Genomic DNA, 20798 nt, shown 5'->3' with positions numbered 1-20798 from the left:
CTACCTTATATTGCGACACTAGCGCATAAATTCTCAGGCTAGATTCTCAAATTTATTTACGCTATTTCATTTGTGCTGCGACTTCAGCAGCAAAATCCTCAACTTTCTTTTCTATACCCTCGCCAAGCTCAAATCGCACATATTTTGTGATCTTAATCGCATCATTGTATTCTTTTGATTTTTCTTCAAGCACTTGCGCGATCGTTTTTTTGTCGTCCATCACAAAAAACTGCCCCAAAAGTGTAAGTCGCTGATCTATCAAAGTGTTATCAGCGATAAATCGCTCAATTTGCCCCGGAATGATTTTGTCCCAAATAGATTCTGGTTTGTTTTGTTTTTTGAGCTCTTCTTTGAGTTTTTGTTTTTGCTTCTCAAGCACTTCGTGAGTCAGCTCACAACGACTGATAAATTCTGGAATGGTTTTAAGCGTTTTGCCAAGTCGTTTGAGTTCTTCATTCTCTTTTTGAAGTTCAGCGATAAGGGCGACTTTTTCTTTTTGGATAAAATCTTTATCAAACCCGCTATGATCCAATACTTGAGGCTTCATAGCAGCTGCGTGCATACAAAGATTGCGGATAAATTCAGCGATCTTTGCTGTGTTTTGTGGATTTGTGAAACTTGCGCTGATAAGCACGCCGACGCGCCCATTTGAATGCACATAGCCATTGACTATTTCATTTGCACCTGTTTGGATACTCACAACCCTTCGCACAACGATATTTTCGCCAATTTTTGCGATTTGGGTTTTGAGGTATTCATCAAAATTTTGCCCATCGATGCTTAGTGTGCCAAGACTTTGCACATCATTGATTTGATTAGCAAAAATTAGCTCTGTGCTTTTTGAGACAAGATCTTTGAATCCGTCATTTTTAGCGACAAAATCCGTCTCGCTATTAATCTCAATCAACGAAGCCTTTGAAAAATCAGGAGCAACTTTGACGGAGATCACACCCTCACAAGCGATTCTATCAGCCTTTTTTGCAGCCTTGCTTAAGCCTTTTTCTCGCAAATACTCCACTGCTTTTTGTAAATCACCCTTAACTTCGACTAATGCTTTTTTGCAATCCATCATTCCTGCATCAGTCATTTCTCGAAGTTGTTTGACAAGTTGCGCGCTAATTTCTGACATCTTATTCTCCTTCTTCTTCAGCCATAGCTTCTTCAAGCACAGCTTGTTGCTCTTCTTTAGTCGCGCTCACTGCCTCATCATTGGACACTTCAGATTCTTCTGCTTCTCCGCTTCCACCATTGCTTTCTCGACCTTCTATGATTGCTTCAGAGATTTCTTTGCAAAATAGCTGAATCGATCGGATCGCATCATCATTTCCCGGAATCGGATAATCCACATTATCAGGATCACAATTTGTATCAAGAGGAGCAACAACTGGAATCCCAAGTCTTCTTGCTTCAGCCACAGCGATTTTTTCTTTGACGACATCAATGACAAAAAGCATATCAGGAGCTTTTTTGAGATGACGCACACCGCCTAAATATTGTGTAAGTTTTTCTTTTTTGCGTAAAAGCATAAGTTTTTCTTTTTTGGTGAGAAGATCGATTTGTCCGCTTGATTCCATTTCTTCGATGACTTCAAGCTTGCGGACAGAACGTTTAATCGTGCTAAAGTTTGTTAGCATTCCACCAAGCCAGCGGTAATTCACATACGGCACACCAATTTTTTCTGCGTATTCTTTGAGGGTTTCGCTTGCTTGTTTTTTTGTCCCTACAAACATAATCGTTTTACCCTCTGCTGCTGCGTCTCTGACGATATTATATGTATATCTGAAATATCGCAAAGTCTTTTGCAAGTCGATAATGTGGATATTTTTACGCACACCAAAGATAAATGGCTTCATCTTTGGATTCCAGCGACGCGTCTGATGACCAAAATGCACTCCGCATTCAAGTAAGTCTTTCATAGTAACCATAATAGGCTCCTTTATAGTAATTTGGTTTGTCCTCCATACCCATTTAACAAAATACTTTCCATATTTTGCAACACAAATTTAAGGATTGGTATGTGTGAATTTTTCTAGAATCTTATCTTTGACTTCAAGATAGATTCTAAAAGGACGCAGGATTCTAGCGTAAAAATACTGATTTTTGGCTTAAGCTTGTGGCAAACTCAAGGATTCTATTATGTATAAATTTATGTATGGATTTTCTAACGTTACTCATTCGTAGCTCATAAAATTCAAAACAACTCATCAAAAATTCAAAATGTATAAAGTTTTTATTCTTTATAATTTTGGATTTTAGATTCAAATCATTGACTAAGGATTACATTATGGGAAGAGCGTTTGAATACCGCAGAGCAGCCAAAGAAAAACGATGGGATAAAATGAGTAAGATTTTCCCTAAACTTGCAAAAACAATCACTGTCGCAGCCAAAGAAGGCGGAAGCGATCCAGATATGAACGCCAAACTCCGCACCGCAATCGCTAATGCTAAAGCGCAAAATATGCCAAAAGACAATATCGATGCTGCGATCAAACGCGCTAGTGGCAAAGATGGGCAGTTTAGCGAGATAAGCTATGAGGGCAAAGCCTCTTATGGTGTGCTGATTTTTATCGAATGCACCACAGATAATCCAACCCGCACAATCGCCAACATCAAAAGCTATTTCAACAAAACACCCGGCGCGCAAATCGTGCCAAATGGCTCGCTAGAGTTTATGTTTCATCGCAAAAGCGTGTTTGAATTTCAAAAACCAGAATCTATGGAGACAGAAGAGATAGAGCTAGCGTTGATTGATTATGGATTAGAAGAGCTAGAATCTAACGATGAGCTTGGATTACTTATCGCGTATGCTGATTATAAGGATTTTGGTATGCTAAGTGAGGGCTTTGAAAGCCTCTGTATCCCTGTCAAAAAAGCCTCACTTCAAAGAATCGCTACAAGTCCGATAGAGCTTAGCGAAGAGCAAATGAGTGAGATTGAAAAACTGCTTGATAAAATCGAAGATGATGATGATGTGCAAGCAGTTTATACAAATATCCAATGATGCGTTTGTAAAATCTCATTACAAGACTTAATGCAAGACTTAATGCAAGAATCTAACCCTTAATAATTGCCACACATTTACATTAATGTAAAGCTTTATTTTGAGTTTAGATTCTGCTTAAATTTGGATTCTATATTGCTATGTAGAAAGCTTTACTGCCAATCATTTCGCCATTATTTTGCCATTATTACATCATTGCACCATCGCCCTGCTTTGCAAAAACTCTACCACATCGCGATTGTAGCAATAGCCATCACCATATCTACAATGATAATAATCTAATACTATATAATAAAGCTCTGCCCAATTTTTTGGAAAAACCCATTCAAAAGCCTTGCATAAAAGTCTTACCAATTTTAGGCAAAACAAACTTATTTTTATTTGATAACTTTATAGCTTGATTAAAGCAAATACCGCATTTCTGAATGTATTTTAGATTCTAAATAAAACACGATATGTATTTATAAAAAATTTTAAAAAACACATATCGTGTTTATAAAAAATATGCTACAATTCTCACTGAAATTTTTAAAAAGGATAAAAAATGTGTTTGATGTGTATGTGTAGCGCGAAAAATACAAAGCCAAAAGCGCAACAATAAAAATAAAAAACCGAAAAATCGTGGAGTCAAAAAAGTTGAGTCAATCTAGAATCTAAAAATCACAAAAAACATTTAAAGTAAAGGAGAACAAATGAGTAAAACAAAAAAACAAATCAGATTCAATGCATTTGAAATGAACTGCATTACCCACCAAAGTGCTGGCACTTGGAGGTATCCGGGCGATGAGACTTTGAGGTATAAAGATATTGAGTATTGGCAAAATATCTCTAGGATTGCAGAAAAAGGGCTTTTTGATGCTGTGTTTATTGCTGATGTGCTTGGCGTGTATGACGCCTACAAAGGCAATGCTGATGCAGCGATACGCGGTGCGGTGCAAATCCCTGTAAATGATCCTTTGCAACTTGCTACCATTGGTGCGAGCGTAACGCAAAATCTTAGCTTTGGTATCACAGCTGGAGTGTTTTTTGAGCAACCTTTCCCATTTGCAAGGCGACTATCAACCCTTGATCATCTCACAAAAGGACGCGTAGGCTGGAATATCGTAACAGGCTACTTGCCAAGTGCAAATGAGAATCTAGGAAGCAAGGAATTTCCACATGATGAACGTTACGACTATGCTGATGAATATATGGAGGTAATTTATAAGCTTTTAGAAGGCAGTTGGCAAGATGACGCGGTGGTGCTTGATAAAGAGAGAGGCATTTTTGCAGATCCTGCTAAAATCCACCCTATAAATCATAAAGGCAAGTATTTTAGCGTGCCGGGCATTCATGTTTGTGAGCCTAGCATTCAGCGCACGCCCGTGCTTTTTCAAGCAGGCAACAGCCCTCGCGGGCTAAAATTTGCCGCCAAACACGCGGAAGCGATATTTATCAGCCCAACTTCGATTGAATACACAAAAGATTCTGTCCGACAAATAAGAGAAGAGCTCATAAAAGCTGGACGCGACCCATATAGTGCAAAAATCTATGTGCTAAGCACTATCATCACTGATGAAACTGACGCGTTAGCAGAAGCGAAGCATAAAGATTTGCTGAAATATGTCAGTGAAGAAAGCTCTTTGGTGCTGAATTCTGGCTGGCTTGGTGAGGATCTAAGCAAATACAGGCTTGATGATAAACTTACAAATATCAAATCAAACGCAGTCATTGGCAAAGTCAAAGAGCTAAGCGAGGGCAAAACCGATGATGGCAAAGATTGGACTTTGCGAGATTTGATACGCGTTGCAGGTATTGGCGGGCTTGGGCGAAAGGTAATTGGCGGTCAAAAAAAAGTCGCTGATGAGCTTGAAAAAATTATCGAATACACTGATGCCGATGGTTTTAACCTCGCCTACGCCACAGCTCCGGGAACAATCAGCGATATAGTGGAATTCATCGTGCCAGAGCTTCAAAAACGAGGCTCTTACCAGCTTGAGTATTCAAGTGGAAGTCTAAGAAATAAGCTCTTTGGCAAGGGCGATAGATTAGGATCTAATCACATAGGAAGCCAATACAGAATCCTTAATAACGATTCTTCAAGCCTTAGTGTCTCAAATATCACTACTCCAAATCTCAACCTTTCAGGAGAGCAAAATGCTGTATAACAATTTAGAAAAAGATATTTATATCTTGCACGAAAATAGTGAGTGGTTGCCACCATTTTATGAGGCTTTTAAACGCGTTGGCGCGAGCTTTGGTGAAATTGATCTAAGCAGTGGAAGTATTGATCTTAGCAAGGCTCCGCCAAAAGGAGTGTTTTTTAGTAGAATGAGTGCCTCATCGCACACAAGAAATCACAAGCACGCCAAAGAATACGCAAGGGCTATTTTTGCATGGCTAGAATCTTATAATCGCAGAATCATAAATGGTCCAAATGTGCTTGAGCTTGAAATTAGCAAAGTCGCACAATACCTTGCTCTAAGCATATTTGGATTCCGCGTGCCACGCACTTTGGCTGTTTTTGGTAAAGATGATTTGCTTTTGAGGGCTAAAGAATTGCAAACGCCATTTATCACAAAGCACAATCAAGGTGGAAAAGGGCTTGGCGTGCGACTTTTTGAAAGCTATGCAGACTTTGAAAAATACGCTACTTCAAGTGAATTTGAAAGCGCAGTTGATAACATCACGCTTTTGCAAGAATATATCAAGGCAAAAGATCCTTTTATCACAAGGCTTGAATTTATTGGCGGGAAGTTTTTTTATGCGGTAAAAGTCGATACGAGCGATGGTGGTTTTGAGCTCTGTCCGGCAGAATCTTGTGAGATTGACAGACAAGAGAAAAAACCCGCACTAGCAAGCGCAGCATGCGATATAGGCGCGAAATTTAGCCTAAGAGAAGACATCACTGCCAACACACCTTTGGTAGTGAAGCTAGAATCTTTTTTGCAAGCGCACAAAATCGAAGTCGCGGGCATTGAATTTATTGATACAGGAAGGGAGATTGTGATATATGACATAAACACTAATACAAACTACAACCAAAAAGTAGAATCTAACCTTAGGGCAAATGGCAAGCAAAGTGCGGCAGATAGGGTCGCTGAATTTTTGATACAAGAATTTAAAAAAATAAAGGAGTAAAAATGAAATTTGGATATTGGAGTCCTGTATTTGGATCATGGCTTAGAAATGTAGATGATGACACTACGCAGTGTTGCTGGGAATATATCAAAAATCTTACCATAAAAGCGGAGAATCTAGGATATGTGCTAACTCTTGTGCCAGAGCTGTATCTAAACGACATCAAAGGGCATAAAGCACCTTGTTTGGACGCATGGGCGATAGCCACAGCATTAGCAAGTATCACAAATAAAATTGAGATCTTAGCAGCACTTCGCCCGCAATACCATCAAGTCGCTACTACCGCAAAAGAGCTTGTAACTTTAGCGCAAATCTCAAACAATCGCTTTAGTATCAATCTCGTCTCTGCTTGGTGGGAGGAGGAAGCGCGGCAGTTTGGGATCGACTTCAAAGGGCATGATGATAGATATACATTTTTGAGCGAATACACACAGGTTTTGCGTGGATTCTGGAAAAAATCGCCATTTAGCTTTAAGGGCAAATATTTTGAGTTTAAAGACTCTTATAATGAGCCAAAGCCAAATCGCGAGCCTTTGATTTATGCGGGTGGTGAGAGTGAAGTAGGACGAGAATCTATCACGCAGTTTGCAGATTTTTATCTTATGCATGGAGGCACACCAGATGAAATCAAGGCAAAAATAGAGGATATGAAAGCAAGGCGCAAAAAAGCAGGCTTGGGCGAATTTAAAGGCTTTGGCATGGCAGCTTACATTATCGCTAGAGATAGCGAAGAGGAAGCACTAAAAGAGCTAAAGCGAATCACCACAATAAAAGATGAGCAAGCCTATGCAAATTCCTACAAAGATTTTACAGATAATTCAAATTTAGATGTAGAAATCTCAAAAGAGGAATACAGCGTGTCAAATCGTGGTTTGCGCCCAAGACTCATTGGCACACCAGAGCAGATTGTAGCAAAGATCAAAGAATACGAAAAAGCAGGGCTTGATCTTATCATCGTGCAATGTGCGAATATGAGTCAAGAGCTTGAATATATCGCTAAAAATATATTTAGGTAAATATCTCACAAGGCATTTGGTGAAGTATTTAGGAGAAGTATTAGGCTGCTTTAAGCTCTGTGTTTAAGGCTAAACTCACGCTAGATTTTAGTCTAGTTGATAAATGATAAAAGGATATATTATGAATCAGAATCTCGCTCACACAAAGCGTATAAGCTCTGTGATTGCAGCAAGTAGCGGGAATTTAGTAGAATGGTTTGATTTTTATATTTATGGTTTTGCAGCGGTGTATTTCGCGCATAATTTCTCAAACGCAAGCTCGCCTTTAGTGCAGCAAATCGCCGTTTTTGGCGTGTTTGCGGCTGGGTTTTTGTGTTTGCCAATAGGCAGCATTATCTTTGGCTCATTTGCAGATAAATTAGGGCGCAAAAATGCCATGGTCGTAAGCATTGTTTTTATGGCGTTTGGTTCATTTTCTATCGCTTTTTTGCCTGACAAAAATACCATTGGCGACTTAGCTATTGTGCTTTTGCTTGTGGCTCGCCTTATACAAGGGCTAGCTGTCGGCGGAGAATACGGAATCGCAGCGGCTTATCTTAGCGAAATCGCACCAAAAGGTAAAAAAGGGCTTTATTCATCGTTTCAATATTTCACGCTCATAGGCGGTCAGCTCTTAGCAGTGGCAAGTATTAGCTTTTTGTTTTTATTTATCGATGATGAGGCGATGAAATCTTGGGGCTGGAGAGTGCTATTTTTTGTCGGTGGGACTTTGGCACTTGTAAGCTTGCTTGTGCGAACTTTTATGCATGATAATTCAAGCGAGGAGCTAAAAAAACACGAAGATAGAGGAAGCTTTAAAGAACTTTTGAAATCTTATAAAAGTGTCTTGCTTGTGCTAGGGATCACTGCTGGGTGCTCGCCGGCATATTACATCATCACGGTATATGCAAAAGTGTTTATGATAAATAATGGCATAGACGCACACACTGCAAATAACATTATGCTAGGGGCTTTGAGTGTTCTTTTTGTGCTTGTGCCTTTTATGGGAGCACTAAGTGATAAAATAGGACTAAAAAGCTCTTTGCTTATCTTTTGTGTATTTGCTTTAGTGGGAATCTATCCGCTTTTTGTGTTTATGAGAGGCTTAAATGATAGCTTAGAACTTTTTGGCGTGATTGCTTTAATGTGCTTTTTCTTAAGCTTTTATAGCGCGGTGGCTGGGATTTTCAAAACCACGCTTTTTCCACCTCATGTGCGCGCGCTTGGCACAGGCTTTAGCTATACCATAGGCGCAGCTTGCTTTGGTGGCTCGGCAAATTATGTCGCGTTACAATTCAAAGCAAATGGAATCGAAGATGGCTTTTTTGTGTATTTTGTCGCACTTATGCTGATAGCGACAATTTGTGTGATATTAATACCCAAAAAAAGAGAGTTAGATTAGTTTTAGATTCTGCTTTATGCAGAATCTATTGTTGCAATTATTTCAAATCAATTTCAAATCAAGGAGCAAAAAATAAAACTTATCAAATTAGACAAAGATGAAATACAAAAATCAATAGCAAACAAGAGTTATTATTATGTGTTTGGCTATTCAAAAGCAAGCAATACTTGGAGTGTGAATTATAGAGCATTATATAATTTACTTCCATATTATAAAGGTGGTAATATTTGGAGAGTAGTTGAGTCATTTAGGCATATTTTTGCATTTGCTACACATATAACTGAGCTTACAAATATACTTATTTGGTATGCAGCGCCAAATAGCGAGTTTAAAAAAAAATAAATTAAAATTGTATTTAATAAAATACATAAATTTACAAATACATATTGTGTTTGTTATTTTTTTGTGCTAGAATGCCAAATTTTAATACAAGGATTGTATGCAATAAGGATTTAGCAATGATAGAACTAAAAAATATCACCAAAATCTATCCAAATGGATTCCAAGCAATAAAACCCCTTAATCTCACCATTCAAAAAGGCGATATTATGGGGATTATCGGCTATTCTGGAGCTGGGAAATCCACCCTTATCCGCCTTATCAATCGCTTAGAATCTCCAACGACAGGAGAAGTATTTATAAATGGTGTCAATATCCTTAATCTCTCTACGCGCAAACTCCAAAAAGAGCGACAAAAAATCGGTATGATTTTTCAGCATTTTAACCTCCTCTCTTCTCGAAATGTATTTGGAAATGTCGCTTTTGCGCTTGAAATTGCCGGCTGGAAAACGCAAGATATAAAAGCGCGTGTGTATGAGCTTTTAGAGATTGTGGGGCTCAAAGAAAAAGCATCATTTTATCCAAGTCAGCTTAGTGGCGGGCAAAAGCAACGCGTAGCTATCGCTAGAGCATTGGCAAATCACCCAAATATTTTACTCTGCGATGAGGCGACAAGCGCGCTTGATACAAAAACAACAAAATCTATTCTTGATTTATTAAAAACTATCCAAGCAAATTTAGGGCTTACTATTGTGCTTATCACTCATCAAATCGAAGTTGTGCGCGATATTTGCAATAAAGCCTGCGTGATGAGTAATGGAGAGATTGTGGAACGCGGAAATGTCGAGCATATCTTTGCCAAGCCCAAACATCAAGTTACAAAAGAGCTTATCTCATATCTGCCAGCTATCTCTTCTGAGGAAGTTTTGAGTGTTAATAACCCAAATGCTTACAAAATTTCATTTGTAGGCGAGCATATCAATGAGCCAATCATTTCTGAAATTGTCAAAAAATTTGGCGTTGATGTGAATATTTTGGCTGGCAATATCGAGCCTCTCTCAACGACTAAAATCGGTCATCTTTTTGTAGAATTTGGCGATGATACTGCGCTCAATCAAAAAGCCATACAATACCTAGAATCTAAACAACTTCTTGTCGAACCACTTGCTTATAGCGGGACTTCAAGCAATCAAGCAGGGGAGAATCCAAAAGAAAAACAAGAGGAAAAACAAGCAAAAAAACAAGGAGAAAAAGCATGAAAAACAAACTTAATTCTATATTGCGTCATTTTTTGCTTATTTTTGGGGGAGTGTTTTTGGCGATACTCATTATCGCGCCTCTTTTGCGTGATATAGCCAAAGTCTCTACGTTTTTGGTACCACAGCACACACAGCAAGATTCTGACTCTGCAAATAATGCGCCACATTCTTTAAGCATTAGTGAAGCACTAGAAAAAGGTGCGATGGCTTATGATGCGATATTTGAGAATCTTTTACACAAGATAGCAAGCCATTATGCTAATAATCAAATTTATTCACATCATTTTTCACAAACACTCCAAGACTTTATCCGCTCTATTTGGAATCTTAAAAGCCCACAAGAATTACAAGATATATTACAAACGCTAGAAATAAAGGCTTTGTTTGATGAGGAGATAATCAATATTCTTTCTTTTAATGCAGATAATCTCTATGGGCACATACATTCATTGATGTCTGCATCTATGTCTGCAACATCTGCATCTGCGCTTGATTCTACGAGTAAATCTGCACTTGATTCTGCGCAACTTCAAGCACAAACACAGATTCAAGAAATGCTAGCTCATGATATAGCCCAAAACCTCACACAATCGCTATATAGAAATTACTCTATCATCTCTCAAGCCACTTATGATACGATTTATATGGTAGCGATTGCTATTATTTTTGCGGTGTTTTTCGGGCTACCGCTAGGGATTGCCCTTAGTATCACCAAAAAAGGCAAAATCATCTCTGCGCCTTGGTTTAATGTCGTGCTTGGGTGGAGTGTCAATATCGTGCGCTCTTTTCCATTTATCATTCTTATCATTTTGCTTTTGCCACTCTCGCGTCTTATTGTCGGGACGATGATAGGACCTACTGCTGCGATTGTTCCGCTTGGAATTGCTGCGATTCCATTTATCGCTAGATTATTTGAAGGCGCGTTTGAAGAAGTCGATAAAGGGCTAATTGAAGCGACAACAAGCATGGGTGCGACAAAATTTGAAATCATCAAAATGATGATTGCTGAGAGTATGCCCGGCATTACAAATGCGATTATAATCACTATCATTGGGCTTATTGGGTATTCTGCGATGGCTGGAGCAGTGGGTGCTGGCGGACTTGGAGATGTGGCGATACGATTAGGATTCCAAAGCTATGAGAGCGATATATTATTAAGCTCTGTGATTGTTATCATTGTGCTTGTGCAATGGGTGCAAAGTATCGGTGATCGCCTTGTGGCAAATCTACGCAAAAACCGATAACACAAGGAGGCAACACAGAATCTAAATAATCTAGAATCTAAAGCATTTAAAAATCCAAAAAAGTCCGAGAATCTAAAAACAAACTAGATTCTCAATGCCTTAAACATTACAAAAAAGGAAAAATATGAAAACAAACTACAAAAACAAAATTGTAAGCCTACTTTTAGGACTAGGAAGCCTTATGAGTGTCGCGTATGCTGGAAATATCAAAGTCGGAGCCACTCCTGTGCCTGCTGCTGAGATTTTAGAATTTGCAAAACCACTTCTTGCAAAGCAAGGTGTCAATATGACTGTGCAAAGCTTCACAGACTACATCACGCCAGACATCGCACTCAACGACAAAACACTTGATGCGACTATGCACCAACACAAGCCGTTTCTTGACAAAATCAACAAAGACAGAAAGCTAAATCTTATCTCTATCGCGCCAATTTATGTCGTGCCTCTTGGATTCTACTCCAAAAAATACAGCTCACTAGAATCTATCCCAAATGGCGCAACTATCGCTATACCAAACGATCCTACAAATTATTCAAGAGCGTTGATTTTGCTTCATGATAATGGTGTAATCACACTCAAAGATCCAAATAATTTAGATTCTAAAGAATCTGACATTATCAAAAACCCCAAAAATTTCGTGTTTAAAACAGTCGATGCAGCGACACTTCCACGGGTTTTAGAAGGCGTTGATGCAGCTGTGATTAATGCAAATTATGCCTTGCAAGCAAAAATGAGCGTGAAGAAATCATTTTTCCACGAAAATGAAAAATCTGTCTATACCAATGTCCTTGCAGCGCGACCTGATAACCACAATAGCCAAGATATACAAAAACTCAAAGAGGTTTTATTAAGCAAAGAAGTCGCGGATTTTATCCTCAAAAAATATAATGGTGAGATTCTGCCTGTGGGTGCAAGTGGCGCAAAATAAACTTAAAATCAAGCCAAATTCAAGCTTAATCTAAGCCAAATCTAAAGGCAAGAAAAAGCAAGAATTTGTGCAAAGATTTACACAAGAATCAAAACCACATCAAAACAATCAACCAAAGGAGAGAAGATGAAAAAGATATTATCTCTTATATTGTTTTTGTTTGGCTTTTTTGCCAACGCTCAAGAGCTCAAAATCGGTGCGACACCTATCCCGCACGCACAGATTCTCAAAAGCATTATCCCAACCCTTCAAAAAGAAGGAATAGAGCTTAAAATTGTCGAATTTACAGATTATGTAACGCCAAACCTCGCATTAGCCAATAAAGATATTGACGCAAATTTTATGCAGCACAAGCCGTTTCTTGACAAAATCAACAAAGACAGAAAGCTAAATCTTATCTCTATCGCTCAAATCCATATCGAGCCAATAGGTGGGTATTCTACAAAAATAAAATCTATCAATGCGCTTCCAAATGGCGCAACAATCGCTATCCCCTCTGATGCGACAAATGGTGGAAGAGCGCTTATTTTGCTTCATAATAATGGCTTAATCACGCTCAAAAACCCAAATAATCTCAATGCCACAGAATTTGACATTATCCAAAACCCCAAGAATCTTAAAATCAAACCCATTGAAGCGGCACTTTTGACAAAGACTCTTCAAGATGTAGATCTTGCTATCATCAATGGCAATTATGCTATGCAAATAAGGCTTAAGACAAAAGATGCGCTTATTTTGGAGGATTCTCGCTCGCCTTATGTGAATATTTTGGCGGTGCGCTTAGGAGATGAAAACAAAGCAGAGATTATCAAGCTCAAAAACGCGCTCCAAAGCCAAGAAGTCAAACAATTTATCCAAGACACCTACAAAGGCGAAGTTATCCCTGGATTTTGAGAATCTTTTTGCTTTTTAGATTCTAGATTCTATAAATCTAAAAGTGGATTCTATGGATTGCCACGCAAGGATAAACCTTGCTCACAATGACAAATCCGCCCTGTCATCGTGAGAACGACAGGACGAAGCAATCTAGAATCTAAAGTTGTCATTTTGTCATTCTTAACGCAAACATTACAATATAGAATCTTTTAATTGTCATTCTGAAGGAGTGCGTATGCACGACTGAAGAATCCAGAAAACGAGTTGTCATTGCGAGACTTCCGCTAGGAAGTCGTGGCAATCTAGTCAAACCAGAATCTAAATCAGAAACAACTTCATCATTCTTAAGCGTAAGCATTGTAATCCAGAAATAAAAAAATCAAGAAAAGAGATAAATTAGAATCTATGGATACTTACTTATAATATCCCTAGCAAATTCTATGCAACTCTGAATCGTCTGCTCGGGGCTGATATAGCCCTCGACTTCGCGATGAAATACCCCAAAAGTTGTGATCCCAATTGCAATCGCAATGTAGCTTCCGTCCCAGCCAAAATTCTGCACAAAAGAATGATAATTGCTCGGTGCCGTAAAAATAATCACTGATCGTGGTTTTGGCTTATAGGCTAGATCTAAAGAGAGCGTTTTATTTTCATAAGCGACAATTTGCTTAAGCGGAATCTTAGCTTCCAACAATCGCTCATCAAGCCCTGAGATGATTTTTTTGGCTCTAAAATAAAGTGGCTTGCGATGCGCAAGAAGTGGTATAATCTCGCTTGAGAATCCATCACCATGAGAATCCCGCCCGATAAATTCCACATGAAAGCCATTTTTTTGCAATGTTTGCGCGCTTGGCTTGCTAATCACAAAGCTTGGAATCTCAAAAAAACTTTTCATCTCAGGGTGCTTTTCTATATCTTGCACGAGCGCATAAATAGCATGCTTTGAGGTGAAAATAAGCGAGTCGATTTGCTTTTGTGGCGTAATAGGCGAGATATGAGCATCAAGGAGAGATTTTTTTATCGGATAGTATTGGATATGATTGACAAGTAGTGTCTCCACATCATCTACTCCCGCAATGGCTTTTGAATTAATCAAATATATTTGGCGCAAACCTGCCTCCTTATTTTATCTTTAATCTCTTTGCAATTCCTCAAGCGTATGCCCATTAATCGTCTGATCTGGATTTATATCTGGCACTACGATTTTGCATTTGTCAAGTGAAATCATAATATTGCTTGTTGGGGTATTTGGCTTGCCAATTAACATATAGGTTTGATTAATAAAATTAAAGTCTGTTTGATTCACCAAAAATCCCTCACAATCAAGTGTCTGCCCCTCCAAAAAAGCCTTTTGCAAAAAAGCAGTTGTGCTTTGTGTGTTGTTTTGCTTGTAAATATAAAACATCATTGCAAAAAGGCATATATACAGCACTCCTCCGATAAAAATTTTTTTTATCTTAGCAATAGAGAGATTATGGAGTATCACAAAGATAAATGCTCCAAGAAGCAGAAAGATTCCAGTGATTGAGATGAGTTCAAGCATTATTTTATCCCTCGAAGCTGATAGGTAATATCCCCTGCCCCAAACCCAATAGCAATACCACTCTCAATCCGTTGAACTAGATTCTCGTTTTTATAGACTTCAAGGATATTACCTACGCGCTGCAATCTTGTAGCAAGCAACGGATTATAATGCTTAAAAAGTGTCGCAAAATCCACTTCTACCGCATCTTCACCCGCAGCCCACACAGGAAGAATGATGAGCTTAAACCTTTCTGGCTTACCAAAACAATGCTGAAATGCTTCAAGATTATCAAATAAGCGCGAATATTTATGTGGCTGCCAAATCATTGTGATCTCATCAATATTGCGTAATGAAGCATAAATTTGCAATGAAGCGATTGTGGCTTTGATCTCTGTGGGGTGATGAGCGTAATCATCAATAATCGTCAAAGGCTCTTTGTGTAAAATATCAAAACGTTTTTTGATTCCGCAAAAATTCAAAAGATTATTGCGCACGCTTTCTACATCCATAGAATCTAAAGCACTCAATATCGCCATAGAGGCATTTGTAGCTGTATGCTCGCCTATACCCCAAACCTCAAACCCACCAAAATCTCTTAATTCAAATGATGTATATGGCTCATCATTTTTAAGAAAATAGCTGATATTTTTGATGTCTTTTTTGGGGTCAAGGCGGATACACTCCATATCTAAGTCCTTCAAAAAAGGATCATCAATATTAATGCAGCTTTTTTTTGCACTTGATAAAAACTGCTTATACGCCGCATAAAACTCCTCTAAATTGTGATTATATGTCTCCATGTGCTCTGGCTCTGCATTTGGAACAATCGCAAAATATGGATTAGAATTTAAAAAACTCTTATCAGATTCATCAGCTTCAAAGACTATATTTTGACTCTGCACTTCACGCACATTTGAAAAAAACTCCTTGCTCTCTGCTCCTATGATCGCGCCATAATGCGGAAAAATACTGCTTAACATTGCGCTAATTGTTGATTTGCCATGCGCGCCACAAACGCTATACACGCGCTTAGAATCTAAAATAAGCTTCAAGGCTTGCGTACGTGATAGCACAGGAATGTTTTTTTGCTGGGCTTGCAGAATTTCGATATTATCGGGCTTTATGATTGCTGAGTGGATTACTATATCCTGATTTGTGATCGCTTCTTTTGCGTGAGGAATGCTAATTGGCACACCTAAAGACTTCAGATAGTGCGTAGTTGGCGAATGCGCAATATCACTTCCGCTAATGCTCGCACCTTGTGCTTTAAGATATTTTGCAAGCCCTGAAATACCAATCCCACCAATGCCGATAAAATGGATTTTGGCTTGAGAGAGTGAGAGTGGAGAGAGAGAATCTATCATGGCGCGGTTTTTTGTATCGGATTGATAGCTTTGATAAAAGGCTTGAAGAGTCAAAAGAATGGATCTCATTTTTTCTGATTCATAAACTAATGCTATACGCACAAATCCGCACCCAACGCCCTCTCTTCCCAAAAACCGACCCGGCAAAACCAAAATGCCCTCTTGGTGATAGAGCTTTTGACAAAAATCTAAATCATCTCTGACTTCAAGCCACATATAAAAGCTATATGGGGCAATATGAGCCTTTGGAAAAAGCTCTTGGGCGATTTGGAGATTCTTAGCATAGATTCTGCGGATTTTCTCGCATTCTTTTGTATCCTCCCAGCCAGCAGCTGCGGCTTTTTGCAACGGAAATGGAATGGCAAGCCCAGCATATGTTCTATATGTGGCGTATTTTTTCAAAAACTCTCTATCTCCAGCGACAAATCCACTTCGTAGCCCCGGCGCGCTTGAACGTTTTGAGATAGAATTAATCGCGATAATGTTTTTAAAATCTGTATTGCCAATCGCATAAGAAGCCTCTAGGATTCCAGCGGGTGGAGAATCTTGATAGATTTCGCTATAACATTCATCACAAAGAAGCAAAAAGTCAAATTCAAGCGCGTTTTTGACCCAAATTTTGAGCTCTTCTAAGTCAAGTGCGACTCCTGTCGGGTTATTTGGTGAATTCAAAATCACCAAATTTACCATTTTCATCTGCTCTTGAGTAAGCATGGGTTTAAATTTATTTTCTTGCGTGAGATTCATATAAATCGTTTTTGCGCCACTCGCAAGTGCTGCTCCCTCATAGATTTGATAGAAAGGATTAGGGTGAGCGACAAGAGGCGAAGTGATGTTTGAAAGATAAAACTGCGGAAGATTAAACAAAACCTCCCTTGTCCCAAAAGTTGGAATGATAAAAGTAGAATCTAGCATAATATTGTAGCGATGCTTAATAAAGCGCAAAATCGCGTCTTTGAGATAAGTCTCACCAGAAGAAGGCGGATAATAGCGCAACTGCTTTGCAGAATCTTGAAGTGCTTGACATATCAAATTAGGCGTTTCAAATTGAGGCTCGCCAATGGTGAGCTTTATAATATCTTTTTGTGGAGAAATATCTTTAATTAGGGCATTAAGACGCTCAAATGGATAGGGTTGAAAATGCATAAATATTCCTCGATACAAATTTAAAACCATTATTCTAATAAAAATTTTTTAAAAAAACGCTTTTAGTCTTGATTTTTTTATGAAGCATTGATAGAATTACAGCTTTAGACTTAACTTTATTATCAAGCTCATATTTTTGCGGGAATAGCTCAGTGGTAGAGCACAACCTTGCCAAGGTTGGGGCCGCGGGTTCGATCCCCGTTTCCCGCTCCATAATACACTATTTACATGCTTGTTATAATTTTTAGTAATGCCCGGGTGGTGGAATTGGTAGACACAAGGGACTTAAAATCCCTCGGATATTACTTCCGTGCCGGTTCAAGTCCGGCTTCGGGCACCACCAATAAGGCGACATAGCCAAGTGGTAAGGCATGAGCCTGCAAAGCTTTGATTCCTCGGTTCGAATCCGAGTGTCGCCTCCAAAATTATAATCTTGTGCGGGAGATGGCTGAGTGGTTGAAAGCGGCGGTCTTGAAAACCGTTGAGGGTAACACCTCCGGGGGTTCGAATCCCTCTCTCCCGGCCACTTTAGTGTCTTAATGTCTTGCAAATTGCTATTCTTTCTTTGATCTAAGTTTTAAGTTTATGTAGAGTTTATATTATTTAGAATCTAACCCTAATCATTATAAAAATCTATAAGTGTTTGCAAATGTGATTTAAAAACAAAATCATCAATCAATAAATTGTAGATTCTAGAATCTAAAAACTCAAAAAATGGATTGCCACGCAAAATTTTCAATTTTGCTCGTAATGACAAGCCTGTCCGTCATTGTAAGGACTGATAGGACGAAGCAAAAGAGAATCTAAACTCATTCTATTGGATTACCACGCAGTTTTGCAACTACTCACAAGACGCATATTTTGTCATTTTAACCCAATTAACCCAAAGGTATTGTAAAGGGAAAAAATACAGAATCTAAACTCAAATTATTTTGGATTCTAGATTCTATAAAAACTCAAAGCATTACAAAATCCATTCATTTTGTCGCTACTCAACCCCACAAGCGAGAATCTAAAACTCATCATGACTCATCTTAAGAGCCTTAATGTAATCTTCGTATTTTTTATCCAAATCAAGTTGGAGTTTTTCTAATGCTTCAAGAGCTTCTTTGCAATTTGTATAAGAAGGGTTGAGCAGATTTTTTTTTTGCTCCATAATCTCTATTCGTTGTAACAAATACAAAAACACATTGCCACTCACATCAGGCAGATTTGTGCGGATTTTATGCTCGATTTTGTCGTTTTGAGAATCTATGTATTGAGACTCTAGTCTTGTGTGCTTTGGCGGAATCTTTGGTGGAATAATGCGTGCTGGAATCCCCACGGCTGTGGATTCTGCTGGCACATCTTTTATCACCACAGAATTTGCGCCGATTTTGGCATTTTTGCCGATTGTTATATCGCCCAAAATTTTCGCTCCAGCCCCGATCACAACGCCAGATTCTAGTGTCGGATGTCGCTTTGTCTGCTCCAAGCTCACCCCGCCTAAGCTCACCCCTTGATAAATCGTTACATCATCGCCAATAATAGCCGTCTCACCTATCACAACGCCTATACCATGATCGATAAAAATCCTCCTGCCAATCTGTGCTGCGGGGTGAATGTCGATATTACTCAAAAACTGACTCCATCCCATGATAATGCGCGCAAGGAGTCTAAAATTTTTCTGATACAAAAAATGCGCGATACGATAATGCACAATCGCAATGAGCCCGGGATAATTAAAAAAAAGTTCAAATTTAGATTTGATCGCAGGATCGTTTTTGAGCGGTGTAGCAAAATCTTCTTTGATAAGTGCAAATAGACTCATTCTATTCTCCATTTTTTGTGATTGTTCGCAAATACCCATTCTCGCTTAGCATGACATATAACTGTCCCAAAAGCTCTTTTTTGTCATCTTCATCGATTTTGGCATCTTCGATTCTTTGCTTTAAGATCCGCTCAATCTCTTTGGTATCATAATCCAAATCATCAAGCACATCAAGCACATTTTGGGCTTCAAGAAGATTAGTGATTTCATAGCCTTTATTGAGATCATCATCAAATACAACGCTAAATTCTGTCGGGTGCGTGAAGAGATTATGGCGCATACCAAGCACTTCTTGATACGCACCCACAAGGAAAAATCCCAAAAAATATTCTTCTTTTGTTACATCAACATCATGCAAAAAAAGTGGCTTTTTTGCATCAAAAGCAATCTCACCATCAGAATCACAAGTAATATCCCACAAGCTCGCACTTCTTGTAGGTCGGCGATTGAGCCTATCAAGTGGCATTACAGGAAAGTTTTGTGCCAATCCCCAATAATCAGGCAGGCTTTGAAAAAAACTACAATTAAGCAAATACCGCTCTTGGACTTGCTCTTGGATTCTGATGATTTCATTATGGTTTTTGTATTTAAGCAGTTTGATGATTTTTTTGATGATTAAATGCACCAGCACTTCAGCATTTGAGCGATCGGTAAGATCAATATATCCCAAATCAAATAATGTCAGCAAAGATTCCATATGATCGAGGCTATCGTGCAAATATTCAATCGCGTTTTTTTCTGTTATGCTTTGATATAAATCAAGCATTTCAGCGATAAGTTGGGGGTTTTTTTCTTTGAGTCGTAAAGCTTTTTCGTCGTATTCGTGGCTAAAAAGCTCTAGCACAGGAGTAATAAGCACTGCGTGATTGGCTGATACATAACGACCAGATTCTATGAATATGTTTGGTTCTCGCTCTTTTTTGTTGCGCGCGATTTCTTTGAGTGAAAACACCACATCACCGCTAAATTCGCTTAATGTGTAGTTGCGATTATTTGAGTCTTCGTGCTGTGTGTATTCTACGGCAAGTCCGCCGCCGATATTTACGCAAGTAAGGTTTGATGCACCCATTTTTCGCAATTCTGCATAAATATTGCCAACTTCTCGGATTGCTTTTTTGAGTGGTGAAATATCGCTAATTTGGCTTCCGATATGAAAATGAATCATACTAAATTGCGCTAAAAGCTTAGAATCTTCCAAAAGTCGTATCGCCTCCAAAAGCTCTGTTGAAGTGAGACCAAATTTGGCATTAATGCCCCCTGATTTACCCCAAACGCCTGTGCCTGTGCTATGAAGCCGAATGCGTAAGCCTATTTTTGGACAAGGCTCGCCCATTTCTTTGGCGACTTCGATAATACCAAGCAATTCATTTAATCCCTCGATTGTCAAGGTAATATCATGTCCCATTTTAGCGGCGATAAAGCCTAGTGAAATCATCTCTTTGTCTTTGAAGCCATTGACGGTTATTGGGGAGCTAAGATTTGTATAAGACATCGCGACAATCAGCTCAGACTTGCTTCCTGCCTCAAGTCCATAGCATAGATTCTGGCTGCATTCAACAAGTGGCAAGACAAAATTTGGCATTTGATTGACTTTGAGTGGAAAAACAGCCTTAAAATGCCCTTTGTAGTCGTATTCTTTTATGGCATTTTCAAACGAGCAAAAAAGCTGTGTGATTTGCTTATAAATCAAATGAGGAAAGCGAATGAGTAATGGTCCTTTATAGCCTTTTTCTCGTATTTCTTCAACTATTTCCAAAAGTGAGGGTTTATTTTTGTGATTAACTTTGACAACACCATCTTCGATAATAAAATCATCATTTGACCAATACTTAATCCCATAATCTACCAC

At 38.7% G+C, this 20798-nt stretch carries 18 protein-coding genes, 4 tRNA genes and 1 pseudogene; 13 read left to right on the top strand and 10 right to left on the bottom strand.

The annotated features are described in order from the left end of the window. Positions 1–61: 61 nt before the first annotated feature. Positions 62–1129, bottom strand: coding sequence for a translation elongation factor Ts (tsf, locus tag DY109_RS06690; protein ID WP_023949002.1), 1068 nt, complete (start codon positions 1127–1129; stop codon positions 62–64). A 1-nt stretch (position 1130) separates the two neighbouring features. Further along, positions 1131–1925 carry a 30S ribosomal protein S2 gene (gene rpsB, locus DY109_RS06685; RefSeq protein ID WP_023949000.1) on the bottom strand — a complete coding sequence of 265 codons (795 nt, stop codon included), beginning with the start codon at positions 1923–1925 and terminating at the stop codon, positions 1131–1133. 359 nt (positions 1926–2284) lie between these two features. On the opposite strand from rpsB, the gene DY109_RS06680 reads away from it, so the two are divergent. The 9 genes from DY109_RS06680 to DY109_RS06635 all read left to right on the top strand — a co-directional run bounded on the left by DY109_RS06680 (position 2285) and on the right by DY109_RS06635 (position 13122). After that, positions 2285–3001 (top strand): YebC/PmpR family DNA-binding transcriptional regulator, encoded by a 717-nt coding sequence (locus tag DY109_RS06680; RefSeq protein WP_023948997.1) that lies wholly within the window; start codon positions 2285–2287, stop codon positions 2999–3001. A gap of 692 nt (positions 3002–3693) precedes the next feature. Continuing rightward, positions 3694–5148, top strand: coding sequence for an LLM class flavin-dependent oxidoreductase (locus tag DY109_RS06675; RefSeq protein WP_023948993.1), 1455 nt, complete (start codon positions 3694–3696; stop codon positions 5146–5148). Next, on the top strand, positions 5138–6121 hold the full coding sequence (locus tag DY109_RS06670) for an ATP-grasp domain-containing protein (RefSeq protein WP_023948988.1): 984 nt from the start codon (positions 5138–5140) through the stop codon (positions 6119–6121). The genes DY109_RS06675 and DY109_RS06670 overlap by 11 nt, the downstream gene beginning before the upstream one ends. Before the next feature lie 2 nt (positions 6122–6123). Beyond that, positions 6124–7137 (top strand): LLM class flavin-dependent oxidoreductase, encoded by a 1014-nt coding sequence (locus DY109_RS06665; protein WP_023948986.1) that lies wholly within the window; start codon positions 6124–6126, stop codon positions 7135–7137. 121 nt (positions 7138–7258) lie between these two features. Beyond that, positions 7259–8518, top strand: coding sequence for an MFS transporter (locus DY109_RS06660; protein WP_023948983.1), 1260 nt, complete (start codon positions 7259–7261; stop codon positions 8516–8518). A gap of 458 nt (positions 8519–8976) precedes the next feature. Further along, positions 8977–10056, top strand: coding sequence for a methionine ABC transporter ATP-binding protein (locus DY109_RS06650; protein WP_023948977.1), 1080 nt, complete (start codon positions 8977–8979; stop codon positions 10054–10056). A gap of 554 nt (positions 10057–10610) precedes the next feature. Next, complete coding sequence (locus tag DY109_RS06645; protein ID WP_112059096.1) at positions 10611–11300, top strand: methionine ABC transporter permease; 690 nt, start codon at positions 10611–10613, stop codon at positions 11298–11300. Positions 11301–11424: 124 nt separating this feature from the next. Then, positions 11425–12228, top strand: coding sequence for a MetQ/NlpA family ABC transporter substrate-binding protein (locus tag DY109_RS06640; protein ID WP_023948971.1), 804 nt, complete (start codon positions 11425–11427; stop codon positions 12226–12228). Positions 12229–12354: 126 nt separating this feature from the next. Next, on the top strand, positions 12355–13122 hold the full coding sequence (locus DY109_RS06635) for a MetQ/NlpA family ABC transporter substrate-binding protein (protein ID WP_023948969.1): 768 nt from the start codon (positions 12355–12357) through the stop codon (positions 13120–13122). 148 nt (positions 13123–13270) lie between these two features. Here DY109_RS06635 and DY109_RS11135 read toward each other — a convergent pair whose 3' ends face one another. The 5 genes and pseudogenes from DY109_RS11135 to DY109_RS06615 all read right to left on the bottom strand — a co-directional run. Continuing rightward, positions 13271–13462, bottom strand: coding sequence for a hypothetical protein (locus DY109_RS11135; protein WP_023948967.1), 192 nt, complete (start codon positions 13460–13462; stop codon positions 13271–13273). 45 nt (positions 13463–13507) lie between these two features. Further along, positions 13508–14215 (bottom strand): uroporphyrinogen-III synthase, encoded by a 708-nt coding sequence (locus DY109_RS06630; protein ID WP_023948965.1) that lies wholly within the window; start codon positions 14213–14215, stop codon positions 13508–13510. 21 nt (positions 14216–14236) lie between these two features. Beyond that, positions 14237–14647, bottom strand: coding sequence for a hypothetical protein (locus tag DY109_RS06625; protein WP_023948963.1), 411 nt, complete (start codon positions 14645–14647; stop codon positions 14237–14239). Further along, positions 14647–15993 carry a UDP-N-acetylmuramate--L-alanine ligase gene (gene murC, locus DY109_RS06620; protein WP_034550119.1) on the bottom strand — a complete coding sequence of 449 codons (1347 nt, stop codon included), beginning with the start codon at positions 15991–15993 and terminating at the stop codon, positions 14647–14649. The genes DY109_RS06625 and murC overlap by 1 nt, the downstream gene beginning before the upstream one ends. A 39-nt stretch (positions 15994–16032) precedes the next feature. After that, positions 16033–17139: pseudogene (locus tag DY109_RS06615) on the bottom strand (succinyldiaminopimelate transaminase); the annotation flags it as partial. A gap of 138 nt (positions 17140–17277) precedes the next feature. On the opposite strand from DY109_RS06615, the gene DY109_RS06610 reads away from it, so the two are divergent. The 4 genes from DY109_RS06610 (at position 17278) to DY109_RS06595 (ending at position 17665) form a co-directional block, all read left to right on the top strand. Continuing rightward, a tRNA-Gly gene (locus DY109_RS06610) sits at positions 17278–17352 on the top strand. Positions 17353–17391: 39 nt separating this feature from the next. After that, positions 17392–17479: transfer RNA gene (locus DY109_RS06605), tRNA-Leu, on the top strand. 7 nt (positions 17480–17486) lie between these two features. Continuing rightward, positions 17487–17561 (top strand) — tRNA-Cys (locus DY109_RS06600). Between the two features lie 16 nt (positions 17562–17577). Next, positions 17578–17665, top strand: a tRNA-Ser gene (locus DY109_RS06595). Positions 17666–17755: 90 nt separating this feature from the next. Here DY109_RS06595 and DY109_RS12355 read toward each other — a convergent pair. From DY109_RS12355 to speA, 3 genes are all read right to left on the bottom strand, one after another. Next, complete coding sequence (locus DY109_RS12355) at positions 17756–17878, bottom strand: hypothetical protein (protein WP_023948958.1); 123 nt, start codon at positions 17876–17878, stop codon at positions 17756–17758. A 273-nt stretch (positions 17879–18151) separates the two neighbouring features. Then, positions 18152–18949, bottom strand: a complete 798-nt coding sequence (cysE, locus tag DY109_RS06590) for a serine O-acetyltransferase (protein WP_023948956.1) — start codon at positions 18947–18949, stop codon at positions 18152–18154. A gap of 1 nt (position 18950) precedes the next feature. Then, positions 18951–20798, bottom strand: a complete 1848-nt coding sequence (gene speA / locus DY109_RS06585) for an arginine decarboxylase (protein WP_023948954.1) — start codon at positions 20796–20798, stop codon at positions 18951–18953.

The organism is Helicobacter fennelliae (assembly GCF_900451005.1).
Lineage (GTDB): Bacteria > Campylobacterota > Campylobacteria > Campylobacterales > Helicobacteraceae > Helicobacter_B > Helicobacter_B fennelliae.
The sequence above is the reverse complement of the archived record's forward strand: the minus strand, read 5'-3'. Positions and strand labels throughout refer to the sequence as shown.